We start from the raw sequence: 12,627 nt of genomic DNA on the forward strand, positions 1-12,627 counted from the left end.
TGTCAGCCGCTCTGTAAGTGGGTTGAATTGCCCCGACTGCCTTGGGCCTACGTGAGCCCTTGGCTAGTTTTCTCAGAACCTGTTCAAAGTCTGCTGCGCTTCGTGAAGCGTTGCACGGTGAGTACAAGCTCAAAATGCTCATGTACCACCTGTACATTCCGCTTTTTCGCTCGTTTTCGCCTTGTCTCGCCCTTGCTCGCGAGACTTTGAACAGGCTCTAAGAATCGGTTTACGATCTGCTGCGCGTCGGCGATGATACGGCGTTGAAAACAACTTCAGAATGCTCATGTATCCCTTGTACATTCCGTCTTCTCGGCCGCTTTCGCCTTGCCTCGTTCTGGCTCGCGAGATCGTAAACACGTTCTCCGACTCTACTCGCGCTGTCCTGCGCGAAAAAGCGCGGCAAGGCGGATTTAGGCCAATAATTTGTTTACAATTGTTTACATCGAAAAGTTTAAAAATAGCAAGACAAGGCACAGACCGTTGGACAAGCGGAAGGTAGGCACGGCGGGGTCTTCATCAAGACTTCAGGCGCGCATCCCAAGGCACGTCCCGCACGCTGAGTATCCGGCAGGCGCCGGCGTCCGGATGGAGGGGGTTGAGCAGGTAGTTGTGGGCGTTGGGGGCCACCGCGCTGGGCACTTGCAGCGCGGCGGAGGCCTGACGTTGCAGCCAGTGATGGCCCAGGCCCTGGGTGAGCGCGGGTTGCAGGGTCCAGTCAGCCGGCAGGCTGGCCTGGTCCAGCGTCTGCACCAGCCGGTCCGGCAGTTCCACTTGCAGCAGGGTGAAGGTGGCGGGCAGGACGGCCACTTCCAGGTGCACCAGAGCTTCCAGCATGGCGCTGGCCGGGTGGTCCGCCAGGTAAACGATGGGCTGGCCGGCGGGATGCCAGCGGCCGGGCCAGCGCAGCCCGCCCAGGCCCTTGAGGTCTGCGTAGCGGCTGATGCGCCAGGCAATCACGCCGCGTAGCCTTCGTTGGCTTGGGCGATCAGTTGTTCCACCAGCCGCGCGCCGGGCTCGGTATGGGCCATATCCAGCGGCGATTTGCCCTCAAAGCGGTGCAGCGGCTTGCGCAGCCATTGGGCGGCGGCGTCCTTATCGCCGAACAGGTCTTCCGCCAACAACAGCAGCTTGGCCACGCGCACGCCGCGTTCGGATTCCTCGGTGTTCAGCGTCTGGCCCTTCTTGATGCGATGGGACAGGGTGCGCGGCGGGATGACGAACTCCAGTTCGCCGCGGCTGAGGCCGGCGTCCACCAGGCGCTCCAGCATGCCGGTGTCCACGCCCAGCTCCACCACTTTGGCCACGTCGAAATCGTTGAGCATTTCCTGCCCCACCAACACGCTCAGTTCCTGCAACAGGCTGTGTTCCACCATGGGCGGGACCGGCGTCTCCGGCACGAATACTTGCAGCGCTTTCATGGCCCCTCCTTGATTTGGCAATTTGCTCATTTATTATCGGCATTTTGCCAAAACAAAACAAGGGCGCGGCTTGACCGGCTTCCCTCTTCTGACTCTAAGAGCCGCGAACAAAACCTCGCAGAGAACCTGAGCCAAGGCGCGCCGACGCAGGCAGTACAAGTCGTACGGCAAGGAGGCGCAACGCAGGATCAGGGGTTTTGTTAGCGGGTCTAAACGCAACAGAAGCTGCACGCCGGACGCTTGGATTAGACCGCCCCAATCTTGACATTTGAAAGCGGCAATGCGGATTTTATGTCTTTTACATTGCGCGGGGCATGAAAAAACCTCATATCGGCCCCATGCCCGGCCTTGGCACCCCGCCTTGCCCCGCTTGCCCGGACATACACCCTATGTTCCCGCTTTGCGATGCAAAAATAACCATTAGGACTATCGGCGCGGCGTGAATTATGATTGCACCTATTCAATGAACGTCGCACCGCTTCCGCCTCCGCACGAGGAGGGGCGCTGGCATTGAAACACTCCGTCATTCCGGCCTGTGGGCCCGTTCCCGATGTTCCAGAGTCCCGGCCCAAGCTGGAGTCCGTGCCGGCACGAAGCGCTGCGTCTTCACACATTGATGCAATCGCCAATTCATAGGCGTTTGCTATGAAAAAAGATGAATATCAGCGCCTATGGGGGCATTATGTTAAGTCAATTCACGATCGGGCAGCGCATCGCCGCGCTGGCGGGCAGCCTGCTGTTTGCAGTGGCTCTGGTGGGCGGTTCCGGCTGGTGGTCGCTGAACCAGATGGATGGCGAGCTGACCTCGCTGTTTGACCAGAAAATCGCGTTCCGCTACCAGATGAACGCCATGCAGAGCAATATGCTGCACATCCGCCAGGATGAGAAGAACATCTTCATCAGCATCGGCAATCCGGACAACTCGGATCAGAGCATCCAGACCAATAAGCAGTTGCTGGACAAGCACATCGCCGAATTCAAGAGCCAGGCGGCCACCGCCAAGTCCATGGCCATGGCCGCGGATCACCAGAAAACCTTCGACAGCATGCTGACCGGCATCTCCGGCTACGAGCAGGGCATGAACGGGCTGTATCAGAAGATCGCCAGCGGCGAGATCAGCCGGGCCAATGTCGGCGACGCCGGCATCACCCCGTTCAAGCCCAAGCTCTACGAGGCGCGCGACGCGCTCAACAGCCTGAGCAAGCTGGCGGACGAGTCCGCGCAGTCCGCGGAGGACGCGCTGGCGGTCAGCATGAAGAACACCCGCAATATGATGCTGACCATTCTGGGCCTGGCCCTGGTGGTGGGCATCGCGCTGGCCTTCGCCATCGTCCGTTCCATCACCCGTCCCTTGCAGGCCATGCAGCAGACCATGCGCCACGCGGCGGAGAAGAACGACCTGACGGTGACGGTGGATCAAACCGGCCGCGACGAGGTCAGCGAAACCGGCCGCGCGCTGGCGCAACTGCTGGGCAATCTGCGCGCCTTTCTGCAGCAGACCCGCGAGGACGCCAAGCAGGTGAACGACACCGCTCACGCGCTGTCCGGCGTGTCCAAGCGCATTGCCGAGGCGTCCCAGGTGCAGACCGACGCTTCCTCGTCCACCGCCGCCGCGGTGGAGGAGATGACGGTGAGCATCAATCTGGTGGCCGAGCACGCGGTGGAAATGGCCGGCGAGGCCAAGAGCAGCATGAACGAGGCGGTGAGCGGCAGCGAGGTGGCCGGCCAGGCCGCGCAGCAGATGTCCGAGATCGCCAGCGTAATCAGCCGCTCCGAGACCATCATCATCGGCCTGAACCAGCGTTCCGATGAGATCGGCAACATCGTGGACGTGATCCACGACATCGCCGAGCAGACCAATCTGCTGGCCTTGAACGCGGCCATCGAGGCGGCGCGCGCCGGCGAAACCGGCCGCGGCTTCGCCGTGGTGGCGGACGAGGTGCGCAAGCTGGCGGAACGCACCGCGCAGGCCACCGGCGAAATCTCCGAAAAAATCAAGGCGGTGCAAGGCGACACCACCACGGCGGTGGCCAGCATGCGCGAGGCCACCGAACGAGTGGAAACCGGCGTGGCGCTGAGCGGCACGCTGTCCGAGCGCCTGGCGCAGATCCGCGTGCTGTCCACCCGTCTGCTGGAGAAAACCAGCGAGATCGCCGAGGCGATGCGCGAGCAGAGCACGGCCAGCAACGACGCCGCCAAGAACGTGGAGCGCATCGCCAATATGGGCACGGAAAACGGCTTGTCGGTGGAGGAATCCTCCGCCATGGCGCAGCAGTTGTCCGGCCTGGCGCATGGGCTGGATGCGGCGATTAACCGCTTCCGCGCGGATTAAAAACAAGAAGCTCCAGCCCTTGAACGCCTTCTAAACATCCAGCCTCTCAAGCTTGAGGGCGCGTCCGGCTTGGTCCGGGCGCGCCCGCAGAACGTGTTTACAATCTCGCGAGCAAGAGCGAGACAAGGCGAAAACGAGCGAAAAAGCGGAATGTACAAGTGGTACATGAGCATTGTTGAGGGCGTTTTCAACGCTGTATCGCCGAAGCGCAGCAGATCGTAAACAGGTTCTCATGCCACAATCCAGGTTTTCGCCCGCCCTCTTCTCCCATGTCCGCCCTTGAGCCGCTGTACGCGCCGTTCGCCCCCTCTCCCGCCGTGCTGCTGTGGCCGGCGCTGTTCCTGTTGCTCAGCCGTCAGTTGCGCCGCCGCGCCTGGTTCTGGCCCTATGTGGCGCTGTCGCTGCCGGGCACGGTGCTGCACGAGCTCTGCCACTTCCTGGTGGGCTGGCTGCTGCGGGCGCGGCCCAGCCGCTTCAGCGTGTGGCCGCGCCGCAACGGCCGGCAGCTGACGCTGGGTCAGGTGGGCTTCAACCGGCTGACGTGGTGGAACGCGCTGCCCATCGGCATTGCGCCCTTGCTGTTGCTGCCGCTGGGTTGGGGCCTGCTGGCGCTGGCGGCGCGCTGGCCGTGGCTGAGTCCGGCCGCGGCCGGACTGGGCTTTCTGGCGGCGCAGTGCTGGGACGGCTGCCTGCCCAGCAGCACGGACTTGAGCCACGCCGGCCGCTCCGCCCTGGCTTACGGCGCGCTGGCCTGTATCCTGTTTGGCGCTTACGCGCTGCTGCATTACGGTTTCCGCGCGCTGGCCGGACAATAAAAAACCGCCGGGAAACCGGCGGTTTTGTGTGAATGGCCGTCAGCGCTTAGGCCGGTGCCATGCCCACCCAGCCTTGCGGGATGGACTCCAACAGCTTGCGGGTATAGCTCTGCCGCGGTTCGCGGTAGATCTGGTCCGCGTCCGCCTGCTCCACCACCTCGCCCTTGTTCATCACCATCACCTGGTCGGAGATATGCTTCACCACCGCCAGATCGTGCGAGATGAACAGATAGGACAGGCCGTATTCGTCCTGCAGGTCTTGCAGCAGGTTCAGCACTTGCGCCTGCACCGACACGTCCAGCGCCGACACCGATTCGTCGCAGATCAGCACTTCCGGCTTCAAGGTCAGGCAGCGCGCAATCGCGATGCGCTGACGCTGGCCGCCGGAGAATTCGTGCGGGTATTTCTGCAGCGCCCCGGCCGGCATGCCCACTTTGTCCAGCAGTTCCTGCGCCAGCTTGCGCCGCTCGCCGCCATCGCGGCCGATGCCGTGCAGCTGCATCGGTTCGCTCAGGATCTGCTCCACGGTGAAGCGCGGGTTCAGCGAGGCGTAGGGGTTCTGGAAGATGATCTGGATGCGCCGCTTGTAAGCGTGGAAGGCCTTGGCGTCCATGCCCAGCAGGTCCTGGCCGTGGAACAGCGCCTGCCCGCCGCTGGCCTGGTGCAGCCGCACCAGGGTCAGACCGACGGTGGTCTTGCCGGAGCCGGATTCGCCGACGATGCCCAGGGTTTTGCCCTTGGCCAGTTTGAAGGACACGTCCTTGACCGCGTGGAACTGGCGTTTGCCGAACAAGCCTTCGCGCACGTCGAAGGATTTGCTCAGCCCGCGCACGTCCAGGATGATTTCGTCGTCGTCACGGTAGCCGCGCTCGCGCTGCGGCGGTTCCACATAGCCGCCCGGCTGCAGGAAGTCGTCGATCACCGCCAGCCGCTGCGGCCGCCGGTCCAGGTGCGGGCGGCAGGCCAGCAGCGCCTTGGTGTAGGCGTCCTGCGGCGCGTCGAAGATTTGCTGCACGCTGCCCTGTTCGCGGATTTCGCCGTGACGCATGACGATGACTTCGTCGGCGAACTCGCCCACCACGCCCAGGTCGTGGGTGATGAACAGCACCGCCATATCGTGTTTCTTCTGCAGGTCCGCGATCAGTTGCAGGATCTGCTTCTGGATGGTCACGTCCAGCGCGGTGGTGGGTTCGTCGGCAATCAGCAGCTTGGGTTCGCAGGCGATGGCCATCGCGATCATCACCCGCTGCTGCTGGCCGCCGGACAGCTGGTGCGGGTAGCTGTCCACCTTGCTTTCCGGTTCCGGCAGGCCCACTTCGCGCAAGAGCTCGATCGCGCGTCGGCGCGCGGCGCGCCGGCCCAGCTTGGCGTGCAGCATCAGGGCTTCCATGATCTGCTCGCCCACGCTGAACACCGGGTTCAGCGAGCTCATCGGCTCCTGGAAGATCATCGCGATGTCTTTGCCGCGCAGCGCCCGCATCTCGGCGCCGCCGGCCTTGAGCAGATCCCGCCCTTGCAGCAGGATCTGGCTGTCCGGGTGGATGCTGGCGTGTTGCGGCGACAGCAGGCGCATGATGGCCATGGAGGTCACTGATTTGCCGGAGCCGGATTCGCCCACCAAGGCTACGGTGCGCTTGGCCGGGATGTCGAAGCTGACGCCCTTGAGCGCCTGGAAATCGCCGCCGTTCTCCTGACGGAACGCCACTTTGAGATTGCGCACCGACAGCAGGGTCTGGTTCTGAGTCATAGTCTGTTCTCCCCGCTCACTTCGCCGCCGCGCGCGGGTCCAGCGCGTCGCGCAGCGCATCGGTCAACATGCTGAAGGCGGTCACCAGGGTGGACATGAACACCACCACCATGGCCAGCTGCCACCAATAGCCTTGCAACAGCTCTTCCGGCACTTCCGCCAGCATGGAGCCCCAGCTCACTTGGCGCACGTCCACGCCGAACCCGAGGAAGGACAGGATCACTTCGTACTTGATCAGGCCCACCATCAAGAGGGAGAACTGCACCAGCAGCAGGTGGGAGACATTGGGCAGGATGTGGATGAACATGCGGCGGCTGTGGCTGGCGCCGATCGCGTCCGCCGCCTGCACGTACTCGCGCGAGCGGTTCTTGATGAACTCGGCCCGCACCAGGCGGAAGGTGCCGGTCCAGCTGGTCAGCGACAGCACCAGAATGACGGTGGCGATGCCGCGCCCGGCCACGGCGGCGAAGGCGAGCAGCAACAGCATGTCCGGCACCGAGGTGAACACGCTGTAGAACCACATCAGGAAGTCGTCCACCTTGCGGCCGAAATAGCCTGCCATCGCGCCCAGCGAGGTGCCGATCAGGATGGACAGCAGCGCGCCGAAGAAGCCCACCAGCAGCGAAGTGGCGGTGCCCTTGATCACCTTGTCCAGGATGTCGCGGCCGCGCTGGTCCGCGCCGAAGGTCAGCGACGCCACTTTCTTCACTTCCGGCACCGCGTACTGGGCGGCGTGCGGGCGCGCGGCTTCCAGCCAGTCGTGGATGGGATCTTCCGACGGTTTCAAGCGTTCGGTGGGCACGATGGCGGTGGACTGGCCGCCGGCCGCGGCCGGCGTTTCCTGCTGGCGGTATTTCTCCAGCAATAAAGTGGGCGGCGCGTAGGAGGCGGCGATTTCGTCGTTCCAGCCGCGGCCGGCCAGATTGAGCCAGCCGGCGGCGGCCAGCAGCATGAAGGCGGCCACCACCCACAGGGAGACGAAGCCGATGCGGTCGCGCTTCAAGCGTTGCCAGCCCAGCGCCCACAGGCTGCGCGAGGGGCGGCCGGCGGCGCGCCGGCGGTGTTTTGCAATGTTGTCATGTCTTGTGCTCCGCGCTCACTTGAGTTGCACGCGTGGATCGATCCACTTGTAGATGATGTCGGCCAGCAGGTTGAACACCATGGCTGCGGCGGCGATGGTCACGGTAATGGCCTTGATCACCGGGAAATCGCTCTTGTCCACCGCCATCAGCAGTTCATTGCCCATGCCGGGAATGCCGAAAAAGCGCTCCAGCAGCATCGAGCCCAGCACCAGGAAGGGCAAGGACATCATCACCGCGGTGACCACCGGGATCAGCGCGTTGCGCAGCACGTGCTTGAACAGCACGGTTTTTTCCGACAAACCCTTGGCGCGCGCGGTGCGCACGTAGTCGTGGCCCAGCTCTTCCACCACGAAGCTGCGGTAGAAGCGCACATTGGGCGCCAGCGACACCAGCATGCCCAGGATCAGCGGCAGCGGCACATAGATCAGCAGGCTGCGCAGCAGGCTGTCGTCGTCCCAGCCCATCACCGGGAACCAGTCCAGTTTGAAGGCCAGCAGGTATTGGCCGACGATGATGTAGGCCAGCGAGCTGACGGACATGGCCACGGTGCAGATCAGCGTCACCATGCGGTCGGTCAGCGTGCCGCGGTAGTAAGCCACGACGATGGCGATGGGCAGCGCGGTCAGCAGTTCGAACACCAGCAAGGTGCCGGTCAGCGTCAGCGAGGGGCCGATGCGCGAAGCCAGCGTGGCGGTGACGGACTGCTGGGTGGACCAGGAGGTGCCGAAGTCGAAGGTGGCCACTTGCTTGACGAAGAGCCAGAACTGCTGCGGCAGGCTCAGGTCCAGGCCCAGCTGGGCGCGGATATTGGCCATGATTTCCGGCGTCAGGCGTTTGCCGGCCAGGATGTAGGTGGGGTCTCCGCCCACCCAGTTGAACAGCACGAACACCAGCAGCATGACGCCGAACATCGTCGGCACCATCTGCCAGATTCGGCGGATGATGAAATTGAACATCTGCTTCTCCAGAATATAGCGGCGCGGCTGCGCCCCGGATCAAGGCGCTTAGCGGCGCTTGCTCAGGTCGATGTCGACATAACGCCAGGACACCCCAATCGTGGCCAGCGGATGCGGCTTGTAACCCTTGAGATAGTCGTGGCTGACGACGTTTTCGAAGCGGGTCACGCCCAACACATAGGGCTGGTAAGCGGCCACCACCCGGTTCATGCGGTCGAACAGCGCGTCGCGCTCCGGCCCGTTGGGCAGCACTTGCGACGCCTCATAAGCCTTGTCGAACTCCGGCCGGCTGAAGAAGGGCAGGTTGCCGATGCCGATCTGCTTGGTCCACAGGCCGGTGACGAAGTCGTCGCCGTCCGGAATGGCGGCGGAACCGCCCAAGGACCACATCTGCACCTTGCCGGCGTAGGCGGCCTTGAGGTTTTCATTCCACTTGGCCACTTTGAAGGTGACGCGCAGCTTGATGCTGTCAAAGGCCTTCTGCCAGATCTGGTTGAACTGCTTGTCGAAAGCGCTGCCCTGGGTGGCCTGGGTGATCAGCAGCGGCTGGCCGTTGGGCTGGCGGCGGTAGCCGTCCGGACCGATCTTGTAGCCGGCCTGGTCCAGCAGCGCGTTGGCCAGCGCCGGATCGAAGTCCGCCGCGCCGTGAAAGCGCGGATCGTTGCCCACCATGTTCAAGGGCACCAGGTTTTGCAGCTGGATGGCCTGGCCGCTGTACAAGAGCTTGATCACTTCCTTGCTGGGGTAGGCCATGGCGATGGCGCGGCGCAAGGCGATCTTTTGCTTGCTGTAGCCGCCCACCACCGGGTCACGCATATTGAAGAAGGCGTAAGTCAGGTCCATGCCCAGATTGTGGTGCAGGCGGATGCCGCGCTGCGCCAGCGTCGGGTTGAGGCTGGCCTGGAAGGGGTTGGCCTCGCTGCTGTGCACGGTGGACGGGATGGCGGACTTGGGCACGCCGATGTAGTCGATCTGCTTGTTGAGGAAGGACAGCCAGCGCGGCTGTTCTTCTTCTATCACCTTGATGTCCACGCGGCCGATGACAGGCAGGGTCTTGCCGCGCAGTTGCTCGGCGATTTCGCGGTCCTGCGGCGGCGCGTCGGCGGCCGGTTCGTCGGCGAACACTTCCTTGCGGTAGCCGGGGTTGGCTTCCAGGATGATGCGGTTGCCCGGCTTCCATTCCTTCAGCACAAACGGTCCGGTGCCCACCGGGTGGGCGTTGGTGTTGCTGTCGTAGGTTTCAATCACCTCGCGCGCCACCGCGCCGCTGAATTTGGCGGCCACGGTGTAGAGGAAGTTGTAATTGGGCTTTTTCAGCGTCAGCTGCAGGGTGTAGCGGTCCAGCGCCTTGATGCCTTCGATAGGCTTGTCGTAGTCGAAGCGCCCTTTCTTGCTGGCGGCGCTGCCCGCCTCCGCCAATCCCAGCACGTAGTCGGTATAGGAAGTGGCGTTGGGCGAGCTGACCTTGGGGTCGGCGAAGCGCTTAATGCTGTAGGCGTAGTCCGCCGCGGTCAGCTCGCGCTTCTTGCCCTTGAAGGCCGGGTCGTCGGCAAAATAAATGCCGGGCCGGACCTTGAAGGTGAACACCTGGCCGTCCGCCGAGATCTCCGGCAGGGCCACGGCGGTGCCCGGCTTGAGCTTGAGCGGCCGCGCCAGATAGTCGTACCTGAGCAGGTTGTCGAAAATGTTCTCGATCACGCCCAGCGAATAAATATCGCTCATCTTGGCCGGGTCGAATCCGGTCTCGGGCGCCAGGAAGGACACCTTTAGCGTCTTGCTCATATCGGCCGCTTGCGCGGACGCGAGCAGGCCCGCCCCCGCCAGCAGCAGGGGCAGCCATTTCCAGCGATTCATCTCGCTTACTCCTTTGTGTCACGGAGCCGGGAAACCCGGCGTCTCTATTGTTATGCCTGCTCCGGCATGAGGAAATGCCATGAGCAAGTGCCGTGACTGTAAAGCGAATCCGCGGGCTAGATCAACAAGAAACTATCAAAATGGCATCAAAGAAAATACATGTCTATGCATAGAAAAACTCATGCTAAGCCAAGGACTTGGCGCCGTCTCAGGTGGCCGCGCGCAATGCCCAGTCAAAACAACGGGTTGGCAGCAGGCGACGCAGCCACCAATACAATTTGGTGGGGAAAGTCACCCGGTAGCGCGCCGCCGGCTTGGCCGCGGTGATGGCGCGGTGCACCGCCTCCGCCACCGCGCTGGCCGGCAGGGTGAACGGCGCGGCGTGGCCCTCTTTCTTCAGCCGCGCCAGCTGCTGCTGATAGGCCTCGCGGTGAAAACTGGCGTCGATGTCCACGTTCTTCAGAAAACGCGCCAGCGCATTGGGGCGGAAACGGCTTTCTATCGGCCCCGGCTCCACCAGGGACACATGGATGTCGGTGCCGTGCAGCTCGTGGCGCAGGGTGTCGCACAGGCCTTCCATCGCGAACTTGCTGGCGTTGTAAGCGCCGCGCCAGCGCATGGCGGCGAAGCCCAGAATGGAGCTGTTGAACACGATGCGGCCATGGCCCTGGGCGCGCATCACTTTGAGCGCGGCGTTGCTCAGCTCCCAGGGGCCGAACAGATTGGTTTCGAACTGCTCGCGCATCGCCGCGCGGCTGATGTCCTCCACCGCGCCCGGCTGGCCGAAGCCCGCGTTGTTGAACAAGGCGTCCAGGCGGCCGCCGGCCAGCTCCACCGCCTGGGCCAGGCCGTCGCGGATGGAATCGGCGTCGTCCACGTCCAGCCGGATGCAAGTCATGCCCTCGCTGCGCAGGCGCTCCACGTCGGCGGCGGCGCGGCAGCTGGCGATCACGCGCCAGCCGCGCTGGGCCAGGATGACGGCGGTGTGGTAGCCGATGCCGCTGGAGCAGCCGGTGATCAGAATGGATGGTTGCGAATGCATGCTGGCCCCTGTCGTTTTCAATTGGCGACACCCTACCGCAAATGCGGGCGGCGGGGAATTGTCCGCTAGGCGCGTTCACTTTCCGCGCCGCCGGCATCTCCACGGCATTCGCGCTTGCCAAAAGCGCTCAATCGCCTCTGTCGCCGCACCGGGAAATTGGACTAGAATGACGGCCTTAAAGAGCCGCCCGCGCCCTCGCGACACCGATAGAACACGCACGGCCCGGCCACCACAAAGCACAATAAGGAAAACGCCATGGCTAAAGCCAGCAAAGCGCCGGCCAGTTTCGAAACCGCACTGGCCCAACTGGAAGACATCATCCAGGCGATGGAAAGCGGCGACATGCCGCTGGAAACGGCGCTCGGCTCCTACAAGCAGGGCATAGAATTGATCAAGTTCTGCCAGACCAAACTGGCCGACGCGGAACAGCAGCTGAAAATCCTGGAAAACAACGAACTCAAACCGCTGGAATTGTCCAATGGACAATAAACCGTTCATGGCCTGGATGACTGAGATCCAGCAGCAAGTGGAAGGCGCGCTGGAGCGCCTGCTGCCCTCCCCTCAGCACACGCCGCAAAAATTGCACGAAGCGATGCGCTACGTCTGCCTGGGCGGCGGCAAGCGGGTGCGCCCGCTGCTGGTGTTCGCCGCCGGCGAACTGGTGGGCGCCAGCGCCGACAATCTGGCCCGCATCGGCTCCGCGCTGGAGATGGTCCACGTCTATTCCCTGGTGCACGACGACATGCCCTGTATGGACGACGACGTGCTGCGCCGCGGCAAGCCCACTTGCCACGTGGCTTACGACGAGGCCACCGCGCTCCTGGTGGGCGACGCGCTGCAAACCCTGGCTTTCGACGTGCTCTCCGCGCCCATGGCCGGCGTGGAGGCCTCCGCCCAGCTGGCGATGACGCATACGCTGGCGCGCGCCGCCGGCCACGCCGGCATGGCCGGCGGCCAGGCCATCGATCTGGCCAGCGTGGGCAAGGCGCTGAATCAGCCGGAGCTCGAGTATATGCATTTGCTGAAAACCGGCGCGCTGATCCGCGCGTCGGTGCTGCTGGGCGCCATGGCCGGCCGGCCGTTGAGCGAAGACGAGACCGCCCGCCTGGACGTATTCGCCAAGCGCATGGGCCTGGCCTTCCAGGTGGTGGACGACGTGCTGGACTGCGAAGCGGACACCGCCACCCTGGGCAAGACCGCCGGCAAGGACGCCGCCCACGACAAGCCCACCTACGTCAGCCTGATGGGGCTGTCCGAAGCCAAGCAGTTTGCCCGCGACTTGCGCGACGAGGCGTTTGCCGCGCTGGAAGGATTTGGCGATTCCGCCCAACGATTGAAGGAACTGGCCGACTACATCGTCGCGCGCTCGTTCTGAGAA

General features: G+C 63.6%; 11 protein-coding genes. 4 read left to right on the forward strand and 7 right to left on the reverse strand.

Annotated features, from left to right (window positions below; all coding sequences use genetic code 11):
• Positions 1–519: 519 nt before the first annotated feature.
• Together HQN78_RS09505 and HQN78_RS09510 are read right to left on the reverse strand one after the other, a co-directional pair.
• Positions 520–960 (reverse strand): RES family NAD+ phosphorylase, encoded by a 441-nt coding sequence (locus HQN78_RS09505; protein ID WP_235089194.1) that lies wholly within the window; start codon positions 958–960, stop codon positions 520–522.
• A complete protein-coding gene (locus HQN78_RS09510; protein ID WP_158274289.1) occupies positions 957–1,421 on the reverse strand; it encodes an antitoxin Xre/MbcA/ParS toxin-binding domain-containing protein in 465 nt (154 codons plus the stop codon). The genes HQN78_RS09505 and HQN78_RS09510 overlap by 4 nt, the downstream gene beginning before the upstream one ends.
• A 682-nt stretch (positions 1,422–2,103) precedes the next feature.
• Here HQN78_RS09510 and HQN78_RS09515 point away from each other — a divergent pair.
• Together HQN78_RS09515 and HQN78_RS09520 are read left to right on the forward strand one after the other, a co-directional pair.
• Positions 2,104–3,753: a methyl-accepting chemotaxis protein gene (locus HQN78_RS09515; protein WP_235089195.1), complete on the forward strand. Its 1,650-nt coding sequence runs from the start codon at positions 2,104–2,106 to the stop codon at positions 3,751–3,753.
• Positions 3,754–4,022: 269 nt separating this feature from the next.
• Entirely contained in the window at positions 4,023–4,568 is a 546-nt protein-coding gene (locus HQN78_RS09520) for a hypothetical protein (RefSeq protein WP_235089196.1), read from the forward strand.
• A gap of 46 nt (positions 4,569–4,614) precedes the next feature.
• Here the strand turns inward: HQN78_RS09520 and HQN78_RS09525 are convergent, their stop codons facing one another.
• From HQN78_RS09525 to HQN78_RS09545, 5 genes are all read right to left on the reverse strand, one after another.
• Positions 4,615–6,315 carry an ABC transporter ATP-binding protein gene (locus HQN78_RS09525; protein WP_227107757.1) on the reverse strand — a complete coding sequence of 567 codons (1,701 nt, stop codon included), beginning with the start codon at positions 6,313–6,315 and terminating at the stop codon, positions 4,615–4,617.
• 16 nt (positions 6,316–6,331) lie between these two features.
• Positions 6,332–7,318 carry an ABC transporter permease gene (locus HQN78_RS09530; RefSeq protein ID WP_235089197.1) on the reverse strand — a complete coding sequence of 329 codons (987 nt, stop codon included), beginning with the start codon at positions 7,316–7,318 and terminating at the stop codon, positions 6,332–6,334.
• Between the two features lie 93 nt (positions 7,319–7,411).
• Positions 7,412–8,353, reverse strand: a complete 942-nt coding sequence (locus HQN78_RS09535; RefSeq protein WP_107799093.1) for an ABC transporter permease — start codon at positions 8,351–8,353, stop codon at positions 7,412–7,414.
• A 48-nt stretch (positions 8,354–8,401) separates the two neighbouring features.
• A complete protein-coding gene (locus HQN78_RS09540) occupies positions 8,402–10,207 on the reverse strand; it encodes an ABC transporter substrate-binding protein (RefSeq protein ID WP_107799094.1) in 1,806 nt (601 codons plus the stop codon).
• Positions 10,208–10,415: 208 nt separating this feature from the next.
• Positions 10,416–11,249, reverse strand: a complete 834-nt coding sequence (locus tag HQN78_RS09545; RefSeq protein ID WP_107799095.1) for an SDR family NAD(P)-dependent oxidoreductase — start codon at positions 11,247–11,249, stop codon at positions 10,416–10,418.
• A 255-nt stretch (positions 11,250–11,504) separates the two neighbouring features.
• Here HQN78_RS09545 and HQN78_RS09550 point away from each other — a divergent pair, with 255 nt between their 5' ends.
• The gene (locus HQN78_RS09550; protein ID WP_048412271.1) at positions 11,505–11,738 is read left to right on the forward strand and encodes an exodeoxyribonuclease VII small subunit; all 234 of its coding nucleotides are present in this window, start codon (positions 11,505–11,507) and stop codon (positions 11,736–11,738) included.
• Positions 11,728–12,624 carry a polyprenyl synthetase family protein gene (locus tag HQN78_RS09555; protein WP_107799096.1) on the forward strand — a complete coding sequence of 299 codons (897 nt, stop codon included), beginning with the start codon at positions 11,728–11,730 and terminating at the stop codon, positions 12,622–12,624. The genes HQN78_RS09550 and HQN78_RS09555 overlap by 11 nt, the downstream gene beginning before the upstream one ends.
• The last annotated feature ends 3 nt before the right edge of the window (positions 12,625–12,627 follow it).

It is taken from the genome of Chromobacterium sp. Beijing (assembly GCF_021496765.1).
In the GTDB taxonomy this organism is placed as follows: domain Bacteria; phylum Pseudomonadota; class Gammaproteobacteria; order Burkholderiales; family Chromobacteriaceae; genus Chromobacterium.